The following is a 26,156-nucleotide window of genomic DNA, read 5'->3' as shown; positions in this document are numbered from 1 at the left end:
GATGGGTGGGGCCAAAAGTACGGGTTTGGCGGGGAAGGGAAATTATTGGCTGAGCTTTATGGAATTGGCGGCAGCCGGGCATCTATCTTCGGGAGCCGGTTTTCTCCCTACCCCTCTTCTATGGCCAAACTTCTATTCCTCGGCTTATTGCTTCCGTTTTCACTTGCCGCCCAGGCTCAGCAGCCCGATACGGTGAGGCTACATCAGGTGCTTGTAACTGACTCTGTGATACGAGTCACGCACTTCTGCCCAATGGCCCAGATCCTGACGGCTAATTACCACCGCATCCTTCCTTTCCAACCCCTCCAGGAGCAGCTCCGTCAGGTGGCCGGCGTGCAGGCTACGCCCTACTCCGGGGCGCCGGGGGCGCAGGTGGCGGTGCGCATTCGGGGGGCGGCTAGCTTATCATCAAATGCCCAGCCCCTGTACGTGGTGGATGGCATGCCCGTGTTTCAGAATACATTTCGGCCGGGCGCAGGCAACTCGCTGACAGACGTGGTGCCGGCCGAAGTGCAGGAGCTGGACAACAACCCGCTACTGAGCATTCCCAGCGAGGATATTGAGCAGGTGGAAATTCTGAAGGGCGTCTACGAAACGGCCCTTTACGGCTCCCAGGGTCTGAACGGCGTTATCCGGATTACGACCCGTCGGGGCCAGGCGGGCAAGCCCCGCCTGAGCTACTCCGGCTACGGCGGTGTGCAGCGTGCCCGCACCCGCTACGATTTGCTGGATGCCCAGGAGTACGCCACCCTGCGCAACGAGGTGTCCCAACGAATTGGGCGGCCCCTCGAGTACAGCCCCGCCCAGCTGGCTGCCCTCGGGGCCGGCACCGACTGGCAAAACGAGCTGCTGCGCACGGCCGCCGTGCAGGAGCACCACCTGGGTCTTGCGGGCGGCACGGCGGCCACGCGCTACTATGCGGCCGCCGGCTACCTGGGCCAGGAGGGGGTAGTGCTCAACTCGCGTCTGCGCCGCTACGCGGCCCGCGCCGCCCTCAACCAGCAACTAGGCCGGCGCCTGCGCCTGGATGCTACCGGCAGCTTCAGCCAGACCTCCCAGCGCATTCCAAACTATTACGCGCTGCAAAACGCCCTGCTCGCCCCGCCTACCCAGGCGCTGACCGACAACCCCAACTCCGGCTACTACGTGAACCCCGTGGACCAGGCCCGGCAAAGCTTTCAGTCGCCCGAGCAGCAGCGGCTGCTGGCCCAGGCGGGGGCGCGCTACGAGCTGGTGACGGGCCTTACGCTGGATGTGCGCGCCAACTTGGAGCGGGCTACCCTGCGCAGCCGCTCCTACCTGCCGGCTTTCAGCAACTTTCCGGCCGGCGAAAGCGGTAACCTCACCTTTACGTACCGCCAATGGATAGCCAACCCGGCCCTGCGCTACGCCCGCACCATTGGCGGCGAGCGGCACGCCGTGACGGCCAGCCTGGAAACCCTGCACCAGAACCACAACTCCACAGCGGAGCAGCACAGCTACATTCCCGGCTCGGCCGCCGGGGGTGGCAGTGGCAGCCGGGGAAGCAACAGCAGTTTTTCGCAGGCCACTCTGAGCTTCTACCAGCTTACGGGCAGCTACACGTTTAACGACCGGTACCAGGTGCGGGGCACCCTGCGCCGCGACGGCTCCAGCACCTTTGCCCCGAATAACCGGTGGCACTGGCTGCCGGGCGCGGAAGTACGCTGGCACGCGGCCAAGGAAAAGTTCTGGGCCACGGCGCCCGCCCGGCTGGATGTATGGGCCGGCTGGGGGCGCAGCTCCGGAGCCGGCAACGAGGGCCGCAACTCCCTGCAGATTTTCGTGCCTGGCCCGCGTAATACCAACCAGCGCATTTCACTTTTCCTGCCTGAGCAAAGCCAGCAGATAGATGCGGGCCTTGAAGCCGGGCTCCTGAACAACCACCTCACCGTAACGGCTCAGGCCTACATGCGCCGCACGGCCAGCGCCGCCCACGCCCCCGGCCAGCTGACCTCGAACAACAGCGCTCCGCAGGATTATGTGCGCAACGCGGGCTTGGAGCTAACGCTACAAGGAACATGGACGGCGGGCAAACTTCAGGGTAGCAGCCGGCTGGCGGCTGCCACCAACCGCAACCGCTACGAGGCGCACAGTGCCAGCTATTTTTCTACCTACCAACGCACTGCCGATGGGCACCCGCTGAGCACGTTCTACGGCTACCGTACCCAGGGCCTGGACGCCAGCGGCAACCTTCGCTACGAGGACGTGAACGGGAACGGCCAGCTTGATTTTCCGGACCAGCAGCCGCTGGGCGGCGGCCTGCCCAAGCAGCTGCTCAGCTTCGGCCAGCAGCTTACCCTGGGCCGCCTGGAGGCCCAGGTGCAGGCCGATGCCATGCTGGGCTACCAGGTGCAGAATACCGCCCTGCTTTACCTCGACGCCCCCACCAGCTACCACAACGCCTCCGGGCGGGTGCGCGCCCGCTGGACGCCCGCCAACCCCGCGGCCGAGGTGCCCGCGGCCGGCTCCGAGGTGTCGGCTTTCAGCACCTACACGCTGCAGTCGGGCAACCACGCGCGGCTGTCGGCCCTGATGCTCAGCTACAAGGTATGGGAGCGGGAAACGCGCAGCGTGCGGATCTGGCTGGGCGGGCACAACCTGCTGGTGCTTACCAAGTACCGTGGCTACGACCCCAACGTCAGCTCCGCCGGCTCCGACAACCAGCAGGCCGGCCTCGATGCCGGGGCCTACCCCACGGCCCGCACCCTGGTGGTGGGCCTGCGAGCCACGCTATAACCCGCGGCGGGGCGGCCTGCGTACATCTTTCTCCCTACCCCCGCCAGCCGCCCGAAACTTCTGTTTTGGGCGGCTGGTTGTTTATCTTACTGCCCCGTTGGGGCTTACTTCCCTGCCTTTTCCTATGATTCATTTCGAAGAATTCACCCTCGATAACGGCCTGCGCTGCATCGTGCACGAAGACCACAGCACGCCCATGGCCGTGCTCAACGTGCTCTACAACGTAGGCTCCCGCGACGAAGACCCCGCCCACACCGGTTTTGCCCACTTGTTTGAGCACCTGATGTTTTCGGGCTCCGTGAACATCCCCAGCTACGACGAGCCCCTGCAGCTGGTGGGCGGCGAAAACAACGCCTTCACCTCCCCCGACATTACCAACTACTACCTTACCCTACCCGCCGCCAACCTCGAAACCGGCTTCTGGCTGGAGTCGGACCGCATGCTGAACCTGGCTTTCTCGGAGCAGGGCCTGGAGGTGCAGCGCAAGGTGGTAGTGGAGGAATTCAAGCAGAACTACCTCAACCAGCCCTACGGCGACGTGTGGCTGAAGCTGCGGCCCCTGGCCTACCAGCACCACCCCTACCAGTGGGCTACTATCGGCAAGGAAGTCAGCCACATCGAAAACGCCACCATGCAGCAGGTGCGCGACTTTTTCGCCAAGCACTACTCGCCCGCCAATGCCATTCTGGTAGTTGCCGGCGACGTGACCGTGGCTGAGGCCCGGCGCCTGGCCGAAAAGTGGTTTGAGCCCATTCCGGGCGGCACGCGCTACGAGCGGCGCCTACCCCAGGAGCCGCGCCAAACCGAAGCCCGCTTCCTGGAAGTAACCGCCGACGTGCCCCTATCGGCCCTTTACAAAGTGTACCACATGCCAGGCCGCGCCGACGAGGGCTACTACGCCGCCGACTTGCTGAGCGACGTGCTGGGGCGGGGTAAATCGTCGCGGCTGTACCAGCGGCTGGTGAAGGATACGCCTTTGTTCAACTCCATTTCGGCCTCCGTGATGGGTTCTTTTGAGCCGGGCCTGCTGGTCATCAGTGGCAAACTGAACGCCGGCGTGACGCTAGAGGAAGCCGACGCTGCGGTGGAGGCCGTACTCGCTGAGTTTCTTGCCGCAGAGCCAGGCCCTGAAGAGCTGGAGAAGGTAAAAAACCAGGCCGAAGCCAGCATCGTTTTCAGCGAGATAGAGCTGTTGAACCGGGCCATGAACCTGGCCTTCAGCAAGCTGCTCGGCAACGCTGACCTCGTGAATCAGGAAAGCGCCCGGGTGCAGGCCGTTACGCCGGCGCTGGTGCAGGCCGCCGCCCGCGAAGTACTGCGCCCGGATAATTGCAGCACTCTTTACTACCGCGCCCAGGCCGCCGCAGTTTCCGCGGAACCCGTATTGGCGGAAATGGCTCAGTAGCACACTACCCCCTTCTACACAACACGGCCCGCCTGGAGTACCAGGCGGGCCGTGTTGTGTAGAAGGGGGTAGCAGAAATAAAAGCTGGCTTACCAGCCGCTGCCGCCGCTGCCCCAGCCATCATCGACTTTCTTCTTGGGGGCAGCTTTTTTAACCGGAGCGGCTGCTTTTTTGGTTGTAGTAGCGGCCGCACCACCGCTTTTGGTACCCGCCGCCGCACCAGCAGCGCTAGCCTTGGGCGCAGCAGCCGGGGCGGCGGCCACCGGAGCCGGCTCGGGCTCAGGAGCCGGAATGATCGGGGCCGGGGCCGGCGCCATCGGGACAGGATCAGAAGCGCGCACCGTCCGGCGCACGTAGGGTTTCAGGGGGCGGCCCCGGTAGTCGGTAGTGACGCGCCGCGAAGGAGCGGCGGAAAAGCCGGGCGCCAGGCTAGCCCCAATGGGCTGAGGCTCAGAGGCCGGAGCCATGGCAGCACCGCTGCCCGAAGCCCCACCCCAGTCGCCGCTGCCCGAAGCCGGGGCGACCGTGGCCGTGGGAGCCGGAGCGGCGGCGGGCGCGGCCGCCGGAGCCGCTGCCGGCGTTTTCGCCGGCGTTGATTTCTTGGCCGGAGCCGCTTTTTTGGCGGGAGTTCCCCAGCCATCGGAAGAGGTATCCCAGCCGTCGGACGACTTTTTCTGGGCTACGGCTGGGGCGGCCAGCAGTACGCCGCCAAGCAGCAACAGTGGGAAGAATTGACGAGTCATAAAAAAGAATAAAAGCAGATTCTTACCGCAAAGGTACGGCACCCCGCGCGGGCCCAAAACCCCCGCCTCACTTTTTGCCCTAACGTGAGGTTGCTCAGGAAGTTCCTTGCCGGGCCGGAATTACCGGATTTCACTTTCCCCACCGCGTCGCTTTCCCGTAGTGGCGAAGTGGTTACCTGCTGTTTCACTGTTAGGGCCGACTGACTGCCCGCTTCGTTTCACCAGCCGAAATGGTGGAAGGTCCGGCTGGTTTCTTGGCCGGTTTCTTCTTGAGGGGGCGTCCCATATAATCGGTGGTGGGTGGGCTGGGCATATTCAGCCGCAGGCCGGGCGCCAGCTTCAGGTTTTCCTCGTCGCGCCGGCCGCTACGGTCGTAGCGGGCATAGGCTCCGGCGCGGGACCGGGCGCGCGGGTTGGAGGTCCGATGATAGGCAGCCTTGGTACGGGTAACGGGCTTGGTCTGGCCCAGGGCCGGCACTTCCGCCAGTAGGCAGGCCATTCCTATCATAATCAGGGGTAGGAGTTGCGCTTTCATCATAGTAGCAGTAAGAAGGTCAATGCTTTACCACACGCCCTCCTGCATACGGCAACAGCCCGGCAACGGCCATACCGTCCGGGCTGTTTGCACTGCTACACTCCTGAAAAAGCTTGTGAACTTACCAGCCCGCAGCCATTGGCTCATCGGCTACATTGGTCTGCGCCGATGCCGTAGTGGCTGCCGGCTTACGCAGAGGACGGCCGTTATAGTCGGTGCTGGTGCCCCGGTAGGGCGCGGTGTTCATGCCCGGGGCCAGCATCACGCCCGAAGTACGCATCATGGGGTCGTCGTTCTGGGCTACTTCCACGGAGCGCGGCCGCTTCGATTTAGCTTTGGTCACCGGCCGGCCATGGTAATCGGTACTGGTACCCCGGTAGGGCGAGGAACTCATGCCGGGCGCTACCATTACCCCCGAGGAGCGCATCATCGGGTCATCATCGGGAACAGCGGCGGTTTCCCAGCCGTTGCTGGTGGGCGCAGGGGTAGCGGGCTCGTTCCAGGTTTCCAGGGCGGGCCACTCGGGTTCCGCGGCGGGAGCTACACTGGTGTTGGCCGTTTTACCGGGTTTGGCTTTAGTTTGAGCCTGAGCCCCGGATGCACTGAGGAAGGCCACTGCTACGGCAGCGGAGAGAAGTAAGCGTTTCATCGGAAAGGCAGATCAAAGAGTGAATATCGCACCCGGCTCTGGCCGGGCCTGCAGCCCGCCGGCTAACGGGTGGCGCCCCACGTTCAGCCTCAGTTGCCGCTTGTACCAACGGTGTTTGCAGCAACCGTACCACTTTTTGCCGAGCCCGCTCTGGGCGCTGTCAGCCAATAAAATTTCGCATTTTATAAATCTTATGTACTTGTATTTCAATTACATGCAAGCCTACTATTTCAACTCTTCAGCATCTAGCTTCAATCAAGTTACCTTTGCTGTATGATGCAGGACAACATCGCGCGGCTGCGCGCCGAAATCGACGCCTACGACCTTACCACTGCAGAACAGCTTGACCAGTTCCGCATTGCTTATACCGGCCGCAAGGGCCAGCTGGCCGACCTCTTCGACCAGTTGAAAACCGTACCCCAGGCAGACCGCCGGGCCGTTGGTCAGGAGTTAAACCAGCTGAAACAGGCGGCCCTAGCCCGCTTCGAGCAGCGCCAGCAGGAGCTGGAAGCAGCCGCGGCCAATGCTCCCGCCGACCCTACGTTCGACTACACCCTGCCTACCCTCCCGAATGCCCTGGGCACACGCCACCCGTTAAGTTTGGTGCGCGAGGAAATTGTGCGAATTCTGGCCCGTATCGGCTTCAACGTAGAGGAAGGCCCCGAAATTGAGGACGACTGGCACAACTTCACGGCCCTGAATTTCCCCGAGAACCACCCGGCCCGCGACATGCAGGACACTTTTTTTGTGCGCCGCACTCCCGGCGAGCAGGAGTGGGTTCTGCGCACGCACACCAGCCCGGTGCAGGTGCGCGTGATGCAAACGCAAAAGCCGCCTATTCGCAGCATTATGCCGGGCCGCGTGTACCGCAACGAGGCTATTTCGGCCCGCGCCCACATGATGTTCCATCAGGTAGAGGCCCTGTTCGTGGATGGGAATGTGAGCTTTGCTGACCTGAAACAAACCGTGTACTACTTCGTGCAAGAGCTTTTTGGGCAGGATATGCAGGTGCGGTTCCGTCCGTCCTTCTTCCCCTTTACCGAGCCCTCGGCCGAAATTGACATCACCTGCCTGATTTGCAAAGGCGCCGGCTGCAACATCTGCAAGCAGACCGGCTGGGTTGAAATTGGGGGCTGCGGCATGGTGGACCCCGCCGTGCTGGAGCAGTCCGGCATTGATCCGGAGCGCTACTCCGGCTACGCCTGGGGCATGGGCATTGAGCGCATTACCATGCTGAAATACCAGATCAAAGACTTACGCTTATTCACGGAAAACGACGCCCGCTTTCTGCGGCAGTTTGAAAGCGCCCAGTAAGGCCGCCCAACTTTGCAGGCTCCCATCTACCACCCGGCAGATGGGAGCTTTTTTATGGCTGGCACGTTGAACGTCTGTCTCCACTGAGGGTTGACCAGGGCAGGCCGGGCAGTGGCATTTACTTTATAGCACTTCGGGCGGGTAGCGCGTTATACCTGTTCATTGCTTTTTAAATCATGATGATGTCTTCTGGTTACTTACGACGCGGATATTTGGCACCGCTTCTCTGCTTGGCAGTTACCCTGACGACGGCCTGCAACTCGGCGTCCGATGACGCGCAGCCGCAGATTCCGCTGGCGGCCGTCAGTGAGGTGCTGTTTCTCACGGATCAGCAGAACAGCAACTTGCGCTTTGATAATGGGGCTGTGTACCATAAGGGGGGCGTGCGAGGACTGATTATTGTGCGCCAAAGCGCCAGTTCCTACCTCGCCTTTGACCGCAACTGTCCGTACCAACCCCTTGACACATGCGCCCGGCTGAAAATCGACCCGTTCCTGCGCCTGTACGACCCCTGCTGCCAATCACAGTTCAGCTTTCAGGGCCAGCCCCAGGCCGGGCCAGCTACCCGCCCGTTGCGCCAATACAATACTGCCCTCTCCGGCAATACCCTGACAATCACAAACTAACCGGGTGCGCAATTTTTTTTCGAAAAACATGCTTGCACGTTCGAAAACTTTGCTCTAATATTGCACCAGCAACGGCAAAAAACCCGCCGCCATAACCGCTTCCTTAGCTCAGCCGGTTAGAGCATCTGACTGTTAATCAGAGGGTCCCTGGTTCGAGCCCAGGAGGGAGCGCCAAGTAGAAGAAGCCCACCGATACCCGGTGGGCTTCTTCGTTTTTAAGGTAGCCCCAACTCCGCAGAAGTGCTCTTGTCTACCTTCTGTGCTTCTGGGCACAGCATAATACCCCTAACCCGTGCCTGTTTGCACTCGGCCGGGCAGGCCGCTTCTTCGACAGTACATCGGCTTGTAGAGTCTGACAGCTACCTGCGGCGCCCAGCGTACTGCTAGCTGTGCCGCTGCCGCTGCCGCACTTATTCTGAGTTAGGCTTCTGACTGGCCATCAACCTTTTTCAGCAGGAATAGTACATGCCATAAGAGCTGTACTGAGTGGCTCACGTTCCACCTTCCCTCCCTACGCCATGACTACCCTGCGTTTTCCCCTCTCTCTCGCCTTTCTGGTTCTGCTTACGTTTTCGCTCAGCAGCTGCGACGCCATCGGCACCATCTTTAAAGCGGGTGCCTGGACCGGCCTGATTGGGGTATTTCTGATTGTACTGCTGCTCTGGTTCATCGTCAATCGGTTCCGCCGCTCCTAACTGCGGCATTGTCAACCGGCTGAAACGAAAAAGCCTCACCCCAGCAGTGGGTGAGGCTTTTTTGCGTGAAAGGCAACCCTTACTCCTTGATAAAGCGGGTGGTCTGAACGCCCAAGGGGGTGCGGACGCGCACCACGTAAATGCCCGCCGGCTGGCTTGTCAGTTCGAAGCTGCCATCAGGCCTCACTACCGCTACCGTAGCCCCGAGCAGGTTGAGGACTTCGGCCTGCACAGTACCAGCCCCGGCCGGCGCCACCACCCGAAACTGGGAGGCACCGGGGTTGGGCGTTACGTAGGCAACCCCGGTGCCGGTGGTAGTCACCACCGCTACGTCGGAGAGGGTTTCGGTGCCATCGGTATCTACTTGGCGCAACCGGTAATAGTTTACTCCCGGCAGGGGGGTAGCATCCGTGAACTGGTACTGGTGGCTGGTGGTGGTAGTGCCACGCCCGGCTACGGTGCCAACAGCCCGGAACGACTGCCCCGTTGCGCTGCGCTCCACCACAAACCGCGCGTTGTTAAGCTCAGCGGCCGTTTGCCATACGCAGCGGACTCCAGAACCTACCGGCGCGGCCGTGAAGCTGGCTAGCTGCACCGGCAACACCCCAGGACTGCGGGAGGATATTCCAAAAGGCGAAAAACTAGTGATGCCCGGGCGGCTGATGGCGTACACGTCCGGAGATACGGTGGTGGGCGCTGTGGCCGAGAAGTACCGGTCCCAGGCTCCCCCGCTGTAGTGGTTGATATGGGCCGCGGCCGGCACAAAATCCGGGGTGGCATCGGAGGTATTCCACTGCAGCGTTAAGGTTACGTCGGAGTTGCCGGCTACCTCTTCTGCTACATGCCAGGTTTTCTTTACGTTCTGGTAGGTTACCACAGCACCGGCGCCGCTGCCGTTGGCGTTGTACTGGGTGTGCGTGTTATCGGCTACGCGCACGGCAAACACATCCTCGCTTTGTGCCGCCGACTGCCTGAGGCTGGCCGGGGTGTAGCTGGTGGCGGTACCAACCGGATACAGTACATCCAGCCCCGTATTGGGCACCGTTTGGCGCAAAGAGCCCAGCCCATTGGTAACAATGTACGCCGTGCTGCCGGCATTACGAATGCTACCCTGGTAACCGGTGGCAACGTCGGGGCGGGTTAGGGTTACGTTGTAGGCTCCCAGATTCAGCTTGGCCGTATTGCCCAGGTCCAAGGTGCCATTCACCAGTATGTCGCCGCCCAGGGTTTTGCTGCCGGCCCCCGAAAGCACCAGGTTGCCGTAGCTGGCCGGCCGGATGGTGTGGGCCACGGCTGCGTCGCCTACGTACTCTACTGTACTAGTAGTGGCCAGGGCTCCTAGGCGCATGTTGGGGGCATCAGGGCGCAGAATGCGCAGGGTTGAGCCCTCGGCCACATCTATGGTGCCCACCACAGTTCTGCTTCCCTCGGCCACTACCAGGGTAGCCGGAATGGCCGCCATAGCGGGGGTTGAGCCAATGGCCGGCGAGGCCGGAATGCCCACGATAATCTTGGAGTTCTGACCACTCACGGTCCAGGCGTTGCCCTGCTGCACCCGGTTGGTGGTGCCATCCGTGCCGCGCACGTAAAAGGTCTGATCGGGGGCGGAAAAGTTACCGGGTTTGGCTCCACCGACCCCGCCACTGCTGGTGATGGTGGTGCCCCAGCTGTTGGTTTTGTCGATGTCGCCGGTCAGGTTTGAGTAATACACGTTGGTTTGCGGCGTGATGACCACGTCATCAATCGACAAGCCGTTGCCGTTGGTTTGGGTGTTGAACACGTACGACCACCGGATCATGATTTCCTCGTTTTGGGCCAGGTCCAGGCCCACGAGCGTGGTCCGCAGCACCCGGCGGTTGGTGGCGGCGTTACCATCGCGGGCCGCAATGGCCGTGGAGGTGGAGGGTGCCGCTACCCCCAGATCGGGCACCGAAGTCCAGGTGCCGGCCTTGAGGCTGGTAATGTCCGCCGTGCTTCGCCGGTAATCTACGTTTACCTGGGCGGCCAGGGTCTGGCTGGAGTTATACCATTGCTCCATGGCGTATTGCACTTCCAGATTCTTAATTGTTACCCCCGATGTATTCTTAAGCCGGATGCCCACGTAGCCGATACCCGAAGAGGTATTGGTGGCCGCAATGCCGCCCAGCGCCCGGTCGGAGGAGCCTGGCGCCCCAAAATGGTACCACGCGGCCCCGTTGGGCTCGTTGTATACATCCCGCGACTCACCTTTCGAGCCATCGTCGCCGGTTAGGGGCACGATGCCGGCCATGCGCTGCCCCGATTCGTACTCGCCCCCGAATAAGGGGTTATCGAAGGTTTGCTTGGCGTACACTCCCACCAGGGTGGTGTTGCTGACAAAAGGGGCACTGGTTCCGGCCAGATCGTCGAAGTTCTGGACGTAGGGGCCTAGTCCGTTTACGGTAGCACTTTTAAACAAGTACTGGGCGTGGGCAGCTACGGAGCTGGTTAACAGGGCCACCAGCAGGCCCTTGCGCAGGTAGTTTTTCAGCATAAGGTGAGCGTATGAGGAAGGCAGGTATGGGCAAGCAAAAGGCACTCATAACGGGCATATACAGGTATAGTCCGGCCCCACTTGCTTCCTTCTCACGCGCACTAGTACAATACAGGAGGAAATACATAACATCTAGAATAAACACAAAAGACCGGCATAAATATACCGGTCTTTTGTGTTTATCAAATGTAATGTTTGCTTTTTTAGAAAAGCATTACCGTTTTTTCTCCGGCATAGTACCAATGATGTGGTCCCAGATGGTGGTACTTACCCCAAACGCAATTTCATCCTGGCGGTAATGATGCTGGGCATGGTGGTGCCACCAGAACTTCAGGAAGTTCTTCGGGGGAGCATATACGTGAATGGCGTAATGCACAAACAAATACAGCGCATACCCAAACACAAAGCCGGCCAGAATGCCGAAGCCCGCGTTACCGAAGGTGAAGCGGAAGATGAAAAACAGCAGCGACGTGACAAACACCGTCAGAATGGGGGGCATGGCCAGGCGGGTTTCGTCCTTCGGAAACTCGTGGTGCACCCCGTGCATGGTGTACTGAAACTTGGCCTTCCGGGGCGTATCAGTGTTCATGTGATACACGAAGCGGTGCATCAGGTACTCGGCCAGGGTAAAGAGCAGCCACCCGGCCAGAAACAAGCCAAACGCGGAAAGTCCCGTCAGCAGACCCCGGCTCAGCCCATAGTAGAGACTAACACCGGCTACGGCAAAGAAAATGGAAAGCGGCGCCGCAATGTGCGTATGCGTGAGGCGCTCCAGCACCGGATTTTCAAACAAACGGGCCGAGCCCTTGTGCTTGGGCTTGATGGCATCGGGCGTTTTGACCGCCGTTACCTTAACGTCGGTTTCCAGAGGTTCGGAGGTAGTATTCATGCCAATACAGGAATGATGAAGACGCAAAAATACGCATGCCAGCGCAAATGCCGGACCAGCGTCGGCGCTTACGCCAGCGCGTTGTAGCGGGCTATCAGCTGCTGCACGGTTTCCAGGGAACAGGTAGGGGCCGTGCAGCACAGCGGCGCGCGCTCGTAAAACCGCTGACGGGCGGCTAAGGTTTCGCGCAGGCGAGTTTCGAGGGCATGGGCACTCTGATGAGCCGCCAGTAGGGGCCGAGACGCCGCTACGGCCTGCAGGCGCCGCACCAGCTCCGGCACGGGCACGGCCAGGTACAGGGTCAGGCCGGTTTCGAGCAGCACCTCCAGGTTGTGGTGAAAGCAGGGCGTACCGCCCCCAGTGGCCAGCACCAGCGAGGGGTAGGCGGCTACTACCTCGCGCAGCACATCGGCCTCCCGCTGCCGGAAGTACTCCTCGCCGTCCTGGGCGAATATCTCGGATACGCTCCGCTGCTCCCGGCGCACAATTTCTTCGTCCAGGTCCAGGAAGGGCAGCTGATAGGCCGTAGCCAGCCCCCGGCCCAGGGTAGTTTTGCCCGCTCCTGGCATGCCGATGAGGTAAAGACGCATACGAGTAGTTAGAGGCATGTTGTGGATGCCACCGGGGCAAAGGTGCAACATGTTGCGGTAGTACCACATGAGCAAGAGCAGCAGGCCGCGGCCCTTCGCTACCCCAGCTTCACGCGTGGATCCAACACGGCATAAAGCACATCCACCACAATATTCACGAGCACGAACAGGGCGGCTATAAAGATGGTAGCACCCATAACCACCGGAAAGTCGAGGTTTTCAACGGCCCGCAGCGTGACGGTGCCCAGGCCCTTCCAGTTGAAAATGTACTCGATGAAAAACGCCCCGGCCATCAGGGAGGCCAGCCAGCCCGACACGGCCGTAATAACCGGGTTCAGCGCATTTTTGAGGGCGTGCCCTACCACCGTGCGGTAGCCGGAAAGCCCCTTGGCGCGGGCCGTGCGGATATAGTCCTGGCTCATGACCTCGAGCATGGAGGAGCGGGTCAGCTGCACAATAACCGCCAACGGCCGGATACCCAGGGCAAAGGCTGGCAGCAGCAGGTTCTTTAGCACCAGGTGCCGACCCGAGAAAGGGTCGGTTTCATAAAGCTGCCCGGTCAGGTTGAGGCCCGTCCAGGAGCTCCAGTAAAACCCGAAGGTCATGGCAATCAGAATGGCGGCCACGAAGGAAGGCACCGAAATACCTAGTACCGAAGTAGATACCAATGCCCGGTCAAGCCAGGAGTGGGGCTTGAGGGCGGCCACTACCCCCAGCCCAATGCCGAACACTGCCGCCAGCAGCATAGCAGCCAGGGCCAGCCACAGCGTGCCCGTAAAGTGGTCGAGCAGGATGCTGAGCACTTCTTTGTTGCTCTGGAAGGAGCGGCGCAGGTAAGGCGTTTTCAGCACCAGGCCTTGCTCCGCGCCGAGGGGTAGGACCTGCACCCCGCCGTACTTCGCTACCCCCGCGGAGTCGCGCGGGTGCACGCCCACCGGCGACACATCGTTGAGGTAGCCCAGCAGCTGGCCTGGCAGGGGCTGGTCGAGGCCCAGGTCGGCGGCAATGGCGGCGCGGGTGGCGGCGTCGGAGCGTTGGCCGGCTAGCAGGGCCACCGGGTCGCCGGGCAGCACCTGAAACAGGAAGAACACCGTGAGGGCTACCCCCACCAGCACCAGCACACCCTGCCACAAACGGCTCAGAATAAAACCTAGCATCTTGTTCAGTTGCCAGTTGCCGGTTGCCGGTTGTCAGTTATTAACAGGAAATTCCTGAAAACTGACAACTGGCAACCGGCAACTGATTTACAGCAGCGTTTCGAGCTTGCTGGCGTCGGGGATGTCGTGGTAGTGGAATTTGCCTTTTACTACCCCGTTCTGCAGCACAATAAAGCCGGGGTTCGAGCGAATCATCGACTTCAGCACGGTAGCATCGGCAAAGTAGTAGGTGCCGGGCAGGTTTACATCGTGGCGGAAAGCGTCGAAATCCTGGGGGCTGCTGCTGGTGATGATGAGCGGCCGGATCTGTTTGCGCGACTTAGCCGCGTCTTCCATCAGCTGCGTGATGTCCTTGAACCGGTCCCGGTCGGCGGAGGCAACATCCTGTACAATCAGCAGCAGCTTGTTGCCCGTCAGCACCTCCTGGGTGTGGTCCTTGCCTTCCGCATCGAAAATGGAGAAGTCCGTAATGACAGGCTTGGAAGTCAGGGGGTTCAGCACCTCCATGCTCTTGTATTTCCAGGTCGAGTCGGTGGGGTACTCCGTGAAGGTCTTGGTTTCGCCGTTGCGCTCCATCACGTACTGGTACTTAGCCTGCTCCTGGGGCTTCATCAGCTTGGCAATGTCGTTGCCCTCCTTGTAGGGTAGGAAGTCGAAGTAAGGCAAGTGCCCCAAAGCGCGCACGCCAATGCCAATGGCCACGGCCGAAGCCAGCGTAATGTACATCACGCCCAGCGTGCCTTTGGCAAACACCCGGCGCAGGTAGCGCTGGTTGAAGAACACCACGGCCCAGAGCACCAGCAGGAACAAGTCCTTAAAGAAAGAGGTCCAGGGCGTAAGCTTGATAAAGTCGCCGAAGCAGCCGCAGTCAGTTACCTTATTGAAGGCCGCCGAGTAGAAAGTCAGGAACCCGAAGAACACCAGCAGGGCCAGCAGCACCCACAGGGTTTGGCGCAGCATCCAGCGTAGCAGCACGGCTACCCCCAGCACTACTTCCAGAGAGCTCAAAAAGATGCTTAGGGTGCGGGAATACGGGATAAAGGCTTCAAAGAAAGAGCCGAAATCCTTCGAGAAAACCTCAAAATATTCTTCCAGCTTCAGGGCCGTGCCCACGGGGTCGTTCAGCTTGACCAGCCCCGAGAAGATAAACACGACGCCCAGCAGCAGCCAGCAAATACGGGTAAGTTGTTTCATGAACTCCAGAGAGTAACTGAGTAAGTGAGTAGCTGAGTAACCGCACTACCGCTCATGCAGTTGCCTTGCAAGCAAGGTTTAGCCACAAGCGGCTGAGGCTGATACGCAAATGTAGGTTCGTCAACCAATTACTCAGCTACTCACTTGCTCCGTTACTCTCTTCGAACCCCATCTTAATCAGCACAAACACGGCGTAGTTCAGCATGTCGCGGTAGTTGGCTTCTACCCCTTCCGACACGCGCGTCAGGCCGCCCAGGTCCTCAATCTGCTTGGTGCGGTGCAGCTTCATCAGAATAATATCGGTGATGCTTTCAATGCGCATCTGCCGCCAAGCTTCGCCGTAGTCGTGGTTTTTGGCGAAGAGCAAGCGGCGGTTTTCTGCTACCTGCTCGTCGTAGGCCAAGGCCACAGCGGTGGGCTCCAGTTCCAGCGGAGCCTCGGCGGGCAGCCCGAGTTGCATTAGGGCAATGATGCAGTAGTTGATGATGGCCACGAACTCCTCTTCTACCCCATCGGCCACCAGCTGCGTGCCTTTCTCCTGAATGCTGCGAATGCGCTGAGCCTTAATATAGATTTGGTCGGTAACGGAGGGTAGGCGCAGAATGCGCCAGGCCGTGCCATAGTCGTGAGTTTTAGCCAGAAACAGCTGGCGGCACCGCGCAATGACCCGGTCGTATTCGTGCTGGGTTTGATTCTCCAAGTTTTTCAGCCTATTTTGTTGCAATCCGCCCATTGTCATGCTGACAGAGAAAGCCGCTCGCGGGAAGGTGTTCGGCGCCTTGCCCCGGCAGCCCGCGCAATGCCTCGGCCGCGCAGATACTACCGTCAGCATGACGCCCTCTTTCCGCTCCCACCATGCTTCTCCAGGCCCCGCAAGATACGTGCTTTTCCCCGAGGCTAACCCTGCGCTGCCCCGGTGGGCGGGTGCTGGATTTGCGCCAGCCCCAGGTGATGGGCATCCTGAACCTAACGCCTGATTCGTTTTTTGCGGGCAACCGCATGGGTAGCGAGGACGAGCTACTGCGCCGGGCCGGGCAGATGCTGCAGGCCGGGGCCGCCGTGCTGGATTTGGGCGGCTACTCTTCCCGCCCCGGTGCCGAGCATATTTCTATAGACGAGGAAAAGCGTCGCCTGCTGCCCGCCCTAGAAGCCGTGCGCCGGGAGTTTCCGGAAGCCTTTCTCTCCGTGGACACCTTCCGGGCCGACGTAGCTGCTGAGGCCGTAGCCGCCGGCGCCGACATTCTCAACGACATCAGCGGGGGCACTCTGGATGAGGAAATGCTACCCACTGCCGGCCGCCTGGGGGTGCCCTACATCCTGATGCACATGCGCGGCACGCCCCAGACCATGACCCAGCACACCCACTACGAGGGCGACATGGTGCTGGAGCTGGTGCGCTACTTCCGCGATAAGCTGACCTTGCTGCGCCAGCACGGGGTAGTGGATGTGGTGCTGGACCCCGGCTTCGGGTTTGCCAAAACGCCGGCCCAAAGCCACGAGCTGCTGCGGCGGCTGCCGGAGCTGCAGGTGCTGGGCCTGCCCATTCTGGCGGGCCTCTCGCGAAAAAGCCTAGTGTATAAGCCCCTGGGCCTGACGCCCGATGCCGCCCTCACCGGCACCATTGCCGTGAATACCCTGGCTGTGCTCAACGGGGCCCGGCTGCTGCGCGTACATGATGTGGCGGAAGCAGTCCAGACTATTCAACTCGTTTCGAACACCTTTTCCCTACCCCCTGCTTCGTGATTGGCGCTTTCACCATCGGCTTCCTGCGCATTGGCTGGATAGACGTCGTGGACGTGCTACTGGTCACGGCCTTGTTTTACCAACTCTACAAGCTGCTGACGGGTAGCGTGGCCCTGAAGGTGTTCCTGGGCTTTATGTCGCTCTACCTGTTTTATCTGGTAGTGAAGGCTTTGGGCATGGAGCTGCTGACCAGTATTTTGGGGCAGTTTATGAGCGTGGGCGTGCTGGCGGGCATTATTCTGTTTCAGCAGGAAATCAGGCGGTTTCTGTTGAATGTGGGTAAGGCAACCTCCTTTGGCAACCGGCTGCGCGTGTTTCCGTGGCGGCGCGAGCAGACCCAGGAGCGCATGAACGTCACGCCATTTATTGAGGCGGCCAAAAGTCTGGCTGGTAAGCAGACCGGGGCCCTCATTGCCTTCAGCATGGCCTCCGACCTGAAGTTCTTCGCCGACTCCGGCGACCTGATCGACGCCACCGTGAGCAAGCGCCTGCTCATGAGCATCTTCAACAAAACCAGCCCCCTGCACGATGGGGCGGTTATCATCAGCAACGGCCGCATTAAGGCCGCCCGCTGCATCCTGCCCGTCAGCGAAAACCCCGATGTACCGGCTTCCATGGGGTTGCGCCACCGGGCCGCCATCGGCCTCACTGAAGTTACCGACGCTATTGTATTGGTAGTTAGCGAGGAAACCAGCCAAATTTCCTTAGTGCGCGGCGGAGAAGTATTCCGGAACCTGGCTCCCGCCGACCTCCGCGCCCGCCTCAACGAGTTCCTGTTTGATGCCGCTCCCCGCCCTACCCCCTCGGCTGGGTCAAAGGCCGAGGTAGCAGCGTAAAGGTTAACACTTAGACTATTTAATCATGCGTATAGTCTGCTGTTGGGTAGCAGGAGCATTATCTCTTGCGCTTAGCAAACCCTCGTGCGGTCAGGGGCTATCTGGGTCACGGCCAAAAAAAGGAGAAGTCAGGTGGCTGAATACTTATTTTGGGTTGCAGCCTTCTCGGGCATGGTTTGAGGGCAAAGCTCCGCTCACAGCTGAATTGCGGGCCGCCGCACCACGTCCGTTACCCGATAGCTTGGCGCTGGTTATGCTTCCCGATTGCTGCACCCAGCCCAGTCGTAAGCAGCACATTCGTGTGTACTTACTCAACCCAACGGCCCAGGCAGTACCAGTTGAGCGCGCTGATGCAACAGTGCCCGGTATTGAGGTAGTGCTCCGGTTGGATAATCAGTGGGTGCTTCCTACCTACCCCAGTGGATTCAGCTGCGGCAACGGTTTCTGGCAGGACACGCTGGCTTCCAACTCCTCTTTTGCTATCAACCTGGACGGAGACAACCTCTACGCCGGCACCATCCCAGTGGAATGCATGCTGGTTGCCCGAATTGGGCAACATGTGGCAAAGTCACCTGTCTTTACTGTCCAACTCACGCCACTGCAACTCTATTTTCTGCGCTATCCAAAGGTGCCCTTACCTGATATCTATTAGCTCACAAAAAGGCCCGGCAGAAACCTGTCGGGCCTTTTTGTTTAGAATATGGCTCTTGGCTACAGCGCGTTTGGCAACACCTAGCTGCACTTCAGTTATAGCGGATCAGCCTCTGCGAGATTAAGCCGATGCCAGCTCCGGGCGGTGTGGTTGCCGCGCTGGATCTGTCGCGCCTTTCACGACAAGCCAGCCGGCCAGCGCGGTTTCGGCGACGAACGGGGGTAGCAGAATGAACGGGGTGAGCAAGTCGGCTACGGGTGGGGCAATGATTAAGGCAAAGCTGTTGACGAGGTAGCAAAGGCCCGCTACCTGCATCAGCGTACCCAGCACCCGGGGCAGGTAGCCAGAGCGCCGAATCAGATACCCCCAACCCAGGCAGGTAACGCCAAAAAACAGCAGCCCAATGCCGAAGCCGTAATTGTGTGCCCGAACGAATACATACGCCAGCGCTTGCCGCTCAGCTAAGTCCAGAGCGTTGAGGTAAACGGCTTTGTTCAGCAGAAACAGCGGCAGCAGCAAGTTGAGCTTGTTCAGGGCTAGTACGGCTGTCTGCACCACGTTTGACAGCAGGCTCATTAAGGCTACCCCACGGTTTACCGGCTTCAGGAGGATATACAGCACGAACATTACCGGCACATCCAGCAGGTGCATCAGCAGGTCGCCGCCAATGCCTGCCCGCCATAGCTGCGGCGACTCGGTGATGCGCTGGGCCGTGGCGGCTGCATCACCGGGCACCACCAATGTGCCTCGCACGAATGTTTCCCCAAGCACCCCGGCAATAATGATGATCAGGTAGGCTATACCGCCTAATCGAATGTACCTGTTCGGCAAAAGCCTGAGCGTAGTATTCATCAGAGTGAGTTGTTTATATAAACATATAATTTTATATATATAACTCAACTTCATAGTCTTCTGCAGAGCAAACTGTTCTTTTTCTTGCCCTATAACTCCCATGCATTTAAGAAGGTCGACTAGCGCAGAGTCTGTTCTGCACCAGTGGTTTTACTTGCAATAAAAAGGCCCGCCGAAACTTCGGCGGGCCTTCGAATTTTCTACTTAGCGGCGGTAGCTCAGGGCGTGTTCTGCACTACCTGACCTGCCTCTGGCTGCTGGGCCGAGGGCTCCTTGATGGTGCCCAGCTCGCGGCCTACCTCAATAAAGGCGTTGATGGCCTTATCCAGATGCTCGCGGGTGTGGGCGGCGGAGAGCTGCACCCGGATGCGGGCCTGGCCCTGGGGCACTACGGGGTAGTAGAAACCCACTACGTAGATGCCTTTTTCGAGCATTTTGGCGGCAAACTCCTGGCTGAGCTTGGCATCGTAGAGCATTACGGGCACGATGGGGTGCTCGCCGGGCTTGATGTCGAAGCCGGCTTCCGTCATCTTGGCGCGGAAGTATTTGGTGTTTTCTTCCAGCCGGTCGCGCAGCTCGGTGCTTTCCGTGAGCAGCTCCAGCACCCGCAGCGAGGCACCCACAATAGCTGGGGCCAGGGTGTTGCTGAACAGGTAGGGACGACTGCGCTGACGCAGCATGTCAATAATTTCTTTGCGGCCCGAGGTAAAGCCACCCATAGCCCCACCGAGGGCTTTGCCGAGCGTGCCGGTAATGATATCCACGCGGCCCATGGCGTTGCGGTACTCGTGGGTGCCGCGGCCGGTTTTGCCGAGGAAACCCATGCTGTGGCACTCGTCAATCATTACCAGTGCCTGGTACTTGTCGGCCAGGTCGCAGATTTTGTCAAGCTGGGCGATGGTACCGTCCATAGAGAACGAGCCATCCGTCACGATGATGCGGTGGCGGGTGCCTTTGGCTACGGCGTCCTGGAGCTGCTTTTCCAGGTCTTGCATGTCGTTGTGGGCGTAGCGGTAACGCTGGGCCTTGCACAGGCGCACGCCATCAATAATGGAAGCGTGATTCAGAGCGTCGGAGATAATGGCGTCCTGCTCGTTGAACAGGGGCTCGAACACGCCGCCGTTGGCATCAAAAGCTGCCGCGTACAGAATGGTATCCTCGGTGCCCAGAAACTCGGCCAGCTTCTGCTCCAGCTGCTTATGAATGTCCTGGGTGCCGCAGATAAAGCGCACCGACGACATGCCGTAGCCGTGGGTGTCAATGGCTTCCTTGGCGGCCCGCACTACCTCCGGGTGCGACGACAACCCCAGGTAGTTGTTGGCGCAGAAGTTTAGCACTTCACCGGCCTCGGTGGTTTCAATTTCGGCGCCCTGGGGCGAGGTAATTACGCGCTCCTTTTTGTAGAGGCCCGCATCCTTAATTTCCTGAAGCTGCTTTTCGAGGTCCGGCTGGAGGGTGGTGTACATGAGGTGAACTAGTGAGACAGTGAACTGATGAGTGGGGTAAACAAAGGTAACACGCCGGCGCGCACGGCTCCACTGCATGCCGCTTTCGGCACCGAACATCTTTTACCTTTACCTTATTCGCACGGTTGTCACCCCGCCAACGCGTCGTTTGTGAAAAGACGAAGCCCCGGCAGGTGCGAACTGTCGGGGCTTCAGGAAGTGGGTGAGTAAAGCACCCTAACTCCCGAACGAAGATGGGTAAGCGTGCGAAAAAGAAACGTGCCGGCCAAGCCGGTGGGTTCCGCGTTTTGCTGGAGTTGTGCAAAGCAGCCGTAGCAGGAGCAATCCGGGCCGTGGTAAGCCACTGGCTCGGACATCCGTAGGATGGCGGCGGTTGGGGCTTCGGCCCTGGCCGCCGTTTGTTTGTCTGGCAAATCGTATGTCTGTCAGACGCATACAAACATACGACTTTTAGAAAAAAAGTTGCTCTGCGCCCGTCCACTTCCAAGCGGGGCTCACTTCTTCCGCTCGAAAAACGCCTGCGCGCCTACTCTCCCACTTTCCATCAACTGCCGCTTCTGCGCCTCCGACATGCGCTTGATTTTCGGGTTGAAGCCGAGGGTATTGATGCTGATGGTGCGGGGCCAGTCCTCCGGCTGCGTGGGGTTGAGGTTTTCCAAGGCCAGCGTGTAGAGCGCCCCCACGTAGGATCCGAAGTCTTGGATGGGGTAGGGAGCTAGTTGCTGCCGGCCGCCGGGCTGGGTATCATAAGCAATCTGCTCGGCCCGGTCGAGGCGCAGGCCCAGGGTTTCGGGGTTTACGAACGTAGTGGGGGTAGGCAGGGCAGCGGCCGGTGCGGCACCAACTGCCAGGTAGCGCGGGTGGTCAAATAAATTAATCGGGTAATTCGCCAGCAAGCCCCCATCTACCAGCACCTCCACCTCCTGGCCTTTGGTGGGGCGGCGTACTACGTGACCCTGCTCATCGAGCAGCACGGCCCGGAAGTAGAGCGGAATGCTCATGCTAATGCGCACGGCGTCGGCCACGCGCATGTCGGGGTGGCTTTCGTAGCTGAACACCTGCATGCGCTGGGTGGTGAGGTTGGTGCCGGTGGTGTACAGGTCGCGGTAACGGGTAGGCTCCTCCTGAGCTAGGGCGTGCAACTGGCCCAAGGTGAGGTCGGGGCGCTGGGTTTTGCGGGCGACTAGCTCGCTCAGGTAGCGCGAAAACTCGTCGCCGCGGTACCAGCCGTACTGCTTAATGAGGCGGGTGCTGCCTCCGAAAAACATCAGCCGCCCATCGTTGAGGCGTTGCACTGGCGTGTTGTTCACTACCCCCTGTATTTCCTGCGCTGAATAGCCTACCGCCAGCAGCGCCGCCTGAATAGCCCCGGCCGAGGTGCCGCCTACCCGGCGCAGCCCGGCTAACACCCCGCGCTCCTCCAGCTCCTGCAGTGCCCCGCCATAGGCAATGCCCCGGATGCCGCCACCTTCCATCACCAGGTTACGGTACACGATGGGGGTAGCCGGCTGGGCCCGGGCTGAGGAGAGCATGAACAGATAGAGCAGAGTAGAAAGTAGAAGGCAGCGACACATAAGCAGAAGAATAATTGGTCAGAAGATACTGAAAGTGGCCAGCGGGTTGTCTGGGCTACTTTCCTCGCGGCGCCATCCTGCCAGAACCATTCGGCTCAGTTATCTTTGCAGCCCCATCCACCCCCTACCCTTCAACCACCCCCGAATGGACACCTCCAGCACCTCGGCCGCTACCCCCAGCGGCGACACCATCCTTGTTATTGGCGCCGGCGGACAGCTCGGCCTAGAGCTTACCCACGAGCTGCGCCAGATCTATGGTGCTTCCAACGTGGTGGCCGCCGATGTGCGCGCGCCCAAGGACGAAGAAACCGCGCAGGCCGGACCATTTGAGCTGCTGGATGTGCTGGATAAAAACCGTTTGGAAGAAGTTATTCGGCAGTACAAGCCCAAGCAGGTGTACCATTTGGCGGCCCTGCTGTCGGCTACGGCTGAAAAGAACCCCAAGTTTGGCTGGCAGCTGAATATGGATGGCCTGTTTCATGTGCTGGATGCGGCCGTGGATTTGGGCGTGAAGCAGGTGTACTGGCCCAGCTCTATTGCCGTATTCGGGCCCGATACGCCTCGCCAGAACACGCCCCAGCTCACCGTCATGAACCCCAACACGGTGTATGGCATCAGCAAGCTGGCCGGCGAGCAGTGGTGCGAGTGGTATTTCCGCAAGCACGGGCTGGATGTGCGCAGCTTGCGCTACCCCGGCCTCATTGGCTACAAGAGCCTGCCCGGCGGCGGCACCACCGATTACGCTGTGGACATCTACCACAAAGCCGTAGCGGGCCAGGGCTACGAGTGCTTCCTCTCCGAGGAAACCTACCTGCCCATGATGTACATGCCCGACGCGCTGAAGGCTACCCTCGACCTGATGCACGCTCCTGCCAAGGCCATTAAAGTGCGCAGCTCCTACAACCTGGGTGCCATGAGCTTCTGCCCCAGCGAAATTACGGCCAGCATCCAGCGCCACTACCCCGAGTTTGAGGTGAGCTACCAGCCCGATGCCCGCCAGCAAATAGCTGACTCCTGGCCCGCCAGCATCGACGACACCCAGGCCCGCCAGGACTGGGGCTGGCAGCCCCAGTTCGATCTGCACCGCATGACCGACGACATGCTCCTGCACCTGAAGGAAGCCCTGGTGCTGAAGTAGGTTTCACCTTTTTCGACTACCCCTCGCACGCGCCCTACCCCTCCCGGTAGGGCGTTTTGCTTGCTACCCCCTGCTCTCCGCGAACCTCTGCGTTTGCTCTGCGTTCCTCTGCGGGAACCCCGATACTGACTGTTTATATGATTGTAAACCACGTCCCCACCGGCTGGCAGATTATCTATCAGCAAGCCCACGCCCTGCTGGCGGCCCAGCTGCTGCACCAGTGGCCCGCCTTCCTACCCTGCGACCAATGGGTAGGCCTGCTGGCCGCCGCCGCCCAGCACGACGACGAGCAGCAGAGCTGGGACGGACACTACGGCTTGACCCCGGCCGGGGCGCCGGCCAACTTCACCATGAAGGAGTTTTCGCTGGAGCAGGCTACTGGCGTCATGAAAGCGGCTCGCTTCCAGGGGCGTTGGCGCAGCCTCCTCACCAGCCTGCACCTGAGCACCCTGTACGAGAGCCTACGCGGACAGAAAGCAGAAACCGACGCCTTTCTGGATGAGCAGCAGGCCAGCCAGAAACGCTGGTTGCGGGAGCTACAAATCAAGAAAGCTGATGCGCAGCGGGCCTATACCTTGCTGCACTGGTGCGACCGGCTCAGCCTGATTCTGTGCCGCCACGAGCTGCCGGAAATGGGGCGGGCTCTGGAAATCTACCAGGGCCCCGATGGGCAAGGCTACCAGGTGCTGCGCCCGGAGCCGGAAGGGCCGGTGCGCGTGCAGCCCTGGCCCTTCCGCGACAAGCAATTCATCGTGAGTGTGGAGGCTACGGTACTGCACCAGCTGCAGTTCACGGACGATGCGGAGCTGGCGGCAGCGCTGCGCGAAGCCCCCATTGAGCTGCTCACCTGGGTTCTTACCAAGGGGTAGCGGCGGCACCTTACTGCCTGAAACACAACTACCCCCAAGCGCAGCAAGGCAGCCTGCGCCGCCCGCGAATCGGCTGGAATTGCCTGGCAACCAGAACGCCGCTTCGCTCCGGCGCGTACTACCTCCAGCTTTCCCCTCCGAAACCCTCGCCTTATGGCCACGCACTACCGTCTTTCCGACATTTTCAACATCCTCAAGACCACCGCCAGTGAGTTCATGGTCAACAACTCGTTCCGGCACGCGGCGGCGTTGTCGTACTACACTGTTTTCTCCTTGCCGCCTTTGCTGCTCATCGTCATTACGGTGGCCAGCTCCATCTACGGGGCCGAGGCCGTAACGGGCCAGATTTACGGGCAGATGCGCGGATTTTTGGGGGCCGATTCGGCTAAGTTTCTGCAGGATTCCATTGCCGAGTTTACCAAGCAGCAGAAAAGCGGCGTGGCTTCCATCATCGGTATCGGCACGCTGGTGTTTGCGGCTACTACCTTCTTCGTGACCCTGCAGGAAAGTATCAACGACATCTGGAACCTGAAGGTGAAGCCGCGCAACGGTGTCTGGCAGTTCGTCCGCGACCGGCTTCTGTCCTTCGGCCTGATTCTGAGCGTGGCCCTGCTGCTGCTGATTTCCTTCGTGATTAGCGCCATGCTCAGCGTGTTTACCGACCAGCTGCAAGCCTGGTTTCCGGAAGTGGCCGTCATCTTTATTCACCTGATTGATTTCGCCCTTTCTCTCTTTATCACCTCCTTGCTCTTTGGCCTGATTTACCGCTTCCTGCCCGACGCCATCATCCGGTGGCGCGACGTGGGCATTGGCGCCGTCATTACGGCCCTACTGTTTTTGGTGGGCAAGTACCTGATTGCCTTCTACATTGCGCAGTCTGACCCCGGCTCGGCGTTTGGCGCGGCGGGCTCGGCCATTGTGCTGCTGCTGTGGGTAAACTATTCCTCCCTCATCATCTTTTTCGGGGCTGAGTTTACCCAGGAGTTTGCCGATGCTTTCGGGCAAAAGGTCCAGCCCAAGGCCCATGCCGTGCGCATTGAAACCCGCGAAGTGCCCGAGGGCGAAACCAAGGAGGAAATCAGCACCGGGCGGCCCCGCGCCGAGGGCCGCTGGAAAAAGTAGGCCCCAGCCGGCAGTACTGGCGCATTCAGCAACAGCCCAAACGTTGGGTTACTGTTGAGCCGGCCAGTATCTTTACTGCATGAAAACTACTATTCTTCGTGCTGTATTGCTTCTGAGCTTGTACATCACCGCGGGCCGGGTGGCAGCGCAAACCGCCGCCGACACCGCCCAGGATCGGCGCCTGGCCCAACGCGTGGCGACCCAGATCTGCGAGGACCTGAAGCTGGAAGACCAGAAAAAGTCGTTGCAAACCTTGTCCTCTGATCAAGCCAAGCAGCTCTTTGTGCGGCTTTTCACCAAGGTGGCGCTGGGCGATGAGGAAATTATAGCTCAGATTACAGCGGCAGGCCCTAATTCGCGTGCGTACGGAGAGCAGCTAGGCCGGAAGGTGGGCGCGGTTATGCTGCGCGACTGTCCCGTGAGCCACCCGCTGCTGCTGCGCCTGGGTGGCGAGCAGTTAAGCAAGCAGCAACCGATCAGCCCCGAAGAAGCCAAGGTGCTCAAGCCCGTTGCAACGGCCATGTGCCGCGACTTGCAGCCCCGCGTTGCGGAGCTGAAAAAGCTCCCGACCGAGAAGCGGCGGGAGGCGCTTACCCAGGCTTTCCAGAAAAATCTCAAAGCCTCAGCGCAGGAGCTGACAAAGTATTATGGCGCCGATGTATTCCTGGATGCGGAACGCATGAAATCCATTGGCATGAAGCTTTCGGCCCTGATGGCTCCCGATTGTCCGGAGGCCGTTGTGCTGTTCACCGAGTTTGCCCCGAAAAAATAAATCTGCTACCCCTGCAAAACCCACGAGGCCCTTGGTACCTGGTACCAAGGGCCTCGTGGGTTTTGC

At 60.2% G+C, this 26,156-nt stretch carries 24 protein-coding genes and 1 tRNA gene; 13 read left to right on the top strand and 12 right to left on the bottom strand.

The window, feature by feature from the left end:
• The first annotated feature begins 252 nt into the window (after nt 1–252).
• A complete protein-coding gene (locus GGU46_RS01370) occupies nt 253–2,757 on the top strand; it encodes a SusC/RagA family TonB-linked outer membrane protein (protein ID WP_183401799.1) in 2,505 nt (834 codons plus the stop codon).
• Nucleotides 2,758–2,881: 124 nt separating this feature from the next.
• Nucleotides 2,882–4,162 (top strand): M16 family metallopeptidase, encoded by a 1,281-nt coding sequence (locus GGU46_RS01365; RefSeq protein WP_183401798.1) that lies wholly within the window; start codon nt 2,882–2,884, stop codon nt 4,160–4,162.
• An 89-nt stretch (nt 4,163–4,251) separates the two neighbouring features.
• Here GGU46_RS01365 and GGU46_RS01360 read toward each other — a convergent pair whose 3' ends face one another.
• The 3 genes from GGU46_RS01360 to GGU46_RS01350 form a co-directional block, all read right to left on the bottom strand.
• Nucleotides 4,252–4,905: a hypothetical protein gene (locus tag GGU46_RS01360; protein ID WP_183401797.1), complete on the bottom strand. Its 654-nt coding sequence runs from the start codon at nt 4,903–4,905 to the stop codon at nt 4,252–4,254.
• Nucleotides 4,906–5,095: 190 nt separating this feature from the next.
• A complete protein-coding gene (locus GGU46_RS01355) occupies nt 5,096–5,443 on the bottom strand; it encodes a hypothetical protein (protein ID WP_183401796.1) in 348 nt (115 codons plus the stop codon).
• Between the two features lie 118 nt (nt 5,444–5,561).
• Nucleotides 5,562–6,089, bottom strand: a complete 528-nt coding sequence (locus GGU46_RS01350; RefSeq protein ID WP_183401795.1) for a hypothetical protein — start codon at nt 6,087–6,089, stop codon at nt 5,562–5,564.
• A 276-nt stretch (nt 6,090–6,365) separates the two neighbouring features.
• On the opposite strand from GGU46_RS01350, the gene pheS reads away from it, so the two are divergent.
• From pheS to GGU46_RS01330, 4 genes are all read left to right on the top strand, one after another.
• Entirely contained in the window at nt 6,366–7,403 is a 1,038-nt protein-coding gene (gene pheS, locus GGU46_RS01345) for a phenylalanine--tRNA ligase subunit alpha (protein WP_183402549.1), read from the top strand.
• 212 nt (nt 7,404–7,615) lie between these two features.
• Complete coding sequence (locus tag GGU46_RS01340) at nt 7,616–8,029, top strand: Rieske (2Fe-2S) protein (RefSeq protein ID WP_183401794.1); 414 nt, start codon at nt 7,616–7,618, stop codon at nt 8,027–8,029.
• Between the two features lie 97 nt (nt 8,030–8,126).
• Nucleotides 8,127–8,203: transfer RNA gene (locus GGU46_RS01335), tRNA-Asn, on the top strand.
• 344 nt (nt 8,204–8,547) lie between these two features.
• Nucleotides 8,548–8,724, top strand: coding sequence for a hypothetical protein (locus tag GGU46_RS01330; protein ID WP_183401793.1), 177 nt, complete (start codon nt 8,548–8,550; stop codon nt 8,722–8,724).
• Between the two features lie 79 nt (nt 8,725–8,803).
• Here the strand turns inward: GGU46_RS01330 and GGU46_RS01325 are convergent, their stop codons facing one another.
• The 6 genes from GGU46_RS01325 to GGU46_RS01300 form a co-directional block, all read right to left on the bottom strand.
• Nucleotides 8,804–11,236: a T9SS type A sorting domain-containing protein gene (locus GGU46_RS01325; RefSeq protein WP_183401792.1), complete on the bottom strand. Its 2,433-nt coding sequence runs from the start codon at nt 11,234–11,236 to the stop codon at nt 8,804–8,806.
• Nucleotides 11,237–11,450: 214 nt separating this feature from the next.
• Entirely contained in the window at nt 11,451–12,125 is a 675-nt protein-coding gene (locus GGU46_RS01320) for a sterol desaturase family protein (protein WP_215906238.1), read from the bottom strand.
• Between the two features lie 68 nt (nt 12,126–12,193).
• Nucleotides 12,194–12,715: a shikimate kinase gene (locus GGU46_RS01315; protein ID WP_183401791.1), complete on the bottom strand. Its 522-nt coding sequence runs from the start codon at nt 12,713–12,715 to the stop codon at nt 12,194–12,196.
• Nucleotides 12,716–12,813: 98 nt separating this feature from the next.
• The gene (locus GGU46_RS01310) at nt 12,814–13,872 is read right to left on the bottom strand and encodes an ABC transporter permease (RefSeq protein ID WP_183401790.1); all 1,059 of its coding nucleotides are present in this window, start codon (nt 13,870–13,872) and stop codon (nt 12,814–12,816) included.
• Between the two features lie 87 nt (nt 13,873–13,959).
• Nucleotides 13,960–15,066: a BT_3928 family protein gene (locus GGU46_RS01305; RefSeq protein ID WP_183401789.1), complete on the bottom strand. Its 1,107-nt coding sequence runs from the start codon at nt 15,064–15,066 to the stop codon at nt 13,960–13,962.
• 136 nt (nt 15,067–15,202) lie between these two features.
• Nucleotides 15,203–15,766 (bottom strand): DUF1599 domain-containing protein, encoded by a 564-nt coding sequence (locus tag GGU46_RS01300; protein ID WP_183401788.1) that lies wholly within the window; start codon nt 15,764–15,766, stop codon nt 15,203–15,205.
• Between the two features lie 155 nt (nt 15,767–15,921).
• Between GGU46_RS01300 and folP the strand changes: the two genes are divergently transcribed.
• The 3 genes from folP (at nt 15,922) to GGU46_RS01285 (ending at nt 18,297) form a co-directional block, all read left to right on the top strand.
• Complete coding sequence (gene folP / locus GGU46_RS01295; RefSeq protein ID WP_183401787.1) at nt 15,922–16,809, top strand: dihydropteroate synthase; 888 nt, start codon at nt 15,922–15,924, stop codon at nt 16,807–16,809.
• Entirely contained in the window at nt 16,806–17,645 is an 840-nt protein-coding gene (gene cdaA, locus GGU46_RS01290; RefSeq protein WP_110976369.1) for a diadenylate cyclase CdaA, read from the top strand. Before folP ends, cdaA begins: the two co-directional genes overlap by 4 nt.
• A gap of 253 nt (nt 17,646–17,898) precedes the next feature.
• Entirely contained in the window at nt 17,899–18,297 is a 399-nt protein-coding gene (locus GGU46_RS01285) for a hypothetical protein (protein WP_183401786.1), read from the top strand.
• Nucleotides 18,298–18,417: 120 nt separating this feature from the next.
• Here GGU46_RS01285 and GGU46_RS01280 read toward each other — a convergent pair whose 3' ends face one another.
• The 3 genes from GGU46_RS01280 to GGU46_RS01270 all read right to left on the bottom strand — a co-directional run bounded on the left by GGU46_RS01280 (nt 18,418) and on the right by GGU46_RS01270 (nt 22,147).
• Nucleotides 18,418–19,149, bottom strand: coding sequence for a DUF4386 domain-containing protein (locus GGU46_RS01280; protein WP_183401785.1), 732 nt, complete (start codon nt 19,147–19,149; stop codon nt 18,418–18,420).
• Between the two features lie 218 nt (nt 19,150–19,367).
• Nucleotides 19,368–20,615 carry a glycine C-acetyltransferase gene (kbl, locus tag GGU46_RS01275; protein WP_139925346.1) on the bottom strand — a complete coding sequence of 416 codons (1,248 nt, stop codon included), beginning with the start codon at nt 20,613–20,615 and terminating at the stop codon, nt 19,368–19,370.
• A 494-nt stretch (nt 20,616–21,109) separates the two neighbouring features.
• Complete coding sequence (locus GGU46_RS01270; RefSeq protein ID WP_183401784.1) at nt 21,110–22,147, bottom strand: patatin-like phospholipase family protein; 1,038 nt, start codon at nt 22,145–22,147, stop codon at nt 21,110–21,112.
• Between the two features lie 187 nt (nt 22,148–22,334).
• On the opposite strand from GGU46_RS01270, the gene GGU46_RS01265 reads away from it, so the two are divergent.
• The 4 genes from GGU46_RS01265 to GGU46_RS01250 all read left to right on the top strand — a co-directional run bounded on the left by GGU46_RS01265 (nt 22,335) and on the right by GGU46_RS01250 (nt 26,090).
• On the top strand, nt 22,335–23,327 hold the full coding sequence (locus GGU46_RS01265) for an NAD-dependent epimerase/dehydratase family protein (RefSeq protein WP_183401783.1): 993 nt from the start codon (nt 22,335–22,337) through the stop codon (nt 23,325–23,327).
• A gap of 137 nt (nt 23,328–23,464) precedes the next feature.
• Nucleotides 23,465–24,196 (top strand): DUF3891 family protein, encoded by a 732-nt coding sequence (locus GGU46_RS01260; protein WP_183401782.1) that lies wholly within the window; start codon nt 23,465–23,467, stop codon nt 24,194–24,196.
• A gap of 153 nt (nt 24,197–24,349) precedes the next feature.
• A complete protein-coding gene (locus GGU46_RS01255) occupies nt 24,350–25,318 on the top strand; it encodes a YihY/virulence factor BrkB family protein (RefSeq protein WP_183401781.1) in 969 nt (322 codons plus the stop codon).
• 79 nt (nt 25,319–25,397) lie between these two features.
• Nucleotides 25,398–26,090 (top strand): hypothetical protein, encoded by a 693-nt coding sequence (locus GGU46_RS01250; RefSeq protein WP_183401780.1) that lies wholly within the window; start codon nt 25,398–25,400, stop codon nt 26,088–26,090.
• The last annotated feature ends 66 nt before the right edge of the window (nt 26,091–26,156 follow it).

This window comes from Hymenobacter latericoloratus (assembly GCF_014199535.1).
Classification (GTDB): domain Bacteria; phylum Bacteroidota; class Bacteroidia; order Cytophagales; family Hymenobacteraceae; genus Hymenobacter; species Hymenobacter latericoloratus.
The sequence above is the reverse complement of the archived record's forward strand: the minus strand, read 5'-3'. Positions and strand labels throughout refer to the sequence as shown.

Excerpts from the sequence above, each read along its gene's own strand:
- folP (WP_183401787.1), top strand. The coding sequence starts at position 15,922 with ATGCTTCTCCAGGCCCCGCAAGATACGTGCTTTTCCCCGAGGCTAACC.
- GGU46_RS01285 (WP_183401786.1), top strand. The coding sequence starts at position 17,899 with ATGCTTCCCGATTGCTGCACCCAGCCCAGTCGTAAGCAGCACATTCGT.
- GGU46_RS01320 (WP_215906238.1), bottom strand. The coding sequence starts at position 12,125 with ATGAATACTACCTCCGAACCTCTGGAAACCGACGTTAAGGTAACGGCG.
- GGU46_RS01265 (WP_183401783.1), top strand. The coding sequence starts at position 22,335 with ATGGACACCTCCAGCACCTCGGCCGCTACCCCCAGCGGCGACACCATC.
- pheS (WP_183402549.1), top strand. The coding sequence starts at position 6,366 with ATGCAGGACAACATCGCGCGGCTGCGCGCCGAAATCGACGCCTACGAC.
- GGU46_RS01310 (WP_183401790.1), bottom strand. The coding sequence starts at position 13,872 with ATGCTAGGTTTTATTCTGAGCCGTTTGTGGCAGGGTGTGCTGGTGCTG.
- GGU46_RS01355 (WP_183401796.1), bottom strand. The coding sequence starts at position 5,443 with ATGATGAAAGCGCAACTCCTACCCCTGATTATGATAGGAATGGCCTGC.
- GGU46_RS01370 (WP_183401799.1), top strand. The coding sequence starts at position 253 with ATGGCCCAGATCCTGACGGCTAATTACCACCGCATCCTTCCTTTCCAA.
- GGU46_RS01330 (WP_183401793.1), top strand. The coding sequence starts at position 8,548 with ATGACTACCCTGCGTTTTCCCCTCTCTCTCGCCTTTCTGGTTCTGCTT.
- GGU46_RS01325 (WP_183401792.1), bottom strand. The coding sequence starts at position 11,236 with ATGCTGAAAAACTACCTGCGCAAGGGCCTGCTGGTGGCCCTGTTAACC.
- kbl (WP_139925346.1), bottom strand. The coding sequence starts at position 20,615 with ATGTACACCACCCTCCAGCCGGACCTCGAAAAGCAGCTTCAGGAAATT.
- GGU46_RS01255 (WP_183401781.1), top strand. The coding sequence starts at position 24,350 with ATGGCCACGCACTACCGTCTTTCCGACATTTTCAACATCCTCAAGACC.
- GGU46_RS01280 (WP_183401785.1), bottom strand. The coding sequence starts at position 19,149 with ATGAATACTACGCTCAGGCTTTTGCCGAACAGGTACATTCGATTAGGC.
- GGU46_RS01360 (WP_183401797.1), bottom strand. The coding sequence starts at position 4,905 with ATGACTCGTCAATTCTTCCCACTGTTGCTGCTTGGCGGCGTACTGCTG.
- GGU46_RS01250 (WP_183401780.1), top strand. The coding sequence starts at position 25,398 with ATGAAAACTACTATTCTTCGTGCTGTATTGCTTCTGAGCTTGTACATC.
- GGU46_RS01365 (WP_183401798.1), top strand. The coding sequence starts at position 2,882 with ATGATTCATTTCGAAGAATTCACCCTCGATAACGGCCTGCGCTGCATC.
- GGU46_RS01260 (WP_183401782.1), top strand. The coding sequence starts at position 23,465 with ATGATTGTAAACCACGTCCCCACCGGCTGGCAGATTATCTATCAGCAA.
- GGU46_RS01350 (WP_183401795.1), bottom strand. The coding sequence starts at position 6,089 with ATGAAACGCTTACTTCTCTCCGCTGCCGTAGCAGTGGCCTTCCTCAGT.
- GGU46_RS01305 (WP_183401789.1), bottom strand. The coding sequence starts at position 15,066 with ATGAAACAACTTACCCGTATTTGCTGGCTGCTGCTGGGCGTCGTGTTT.
- GGU46_RS01315 (WP_183401791.1), bottom strand. The coding sequence starts at position 12,715 with ATGCGTCTTTACCTCATCGGCATGCCAGGAGCGGGCAAAACTACCCTG.
- GGU46_RS01270 (WP_183401784.1), bottom strand. The coding sequence starts at position 22,147 with ATGCTCTCCTCAGCCCGGGCCCAGCCGGCTACCCCCATCGTGTACCGT.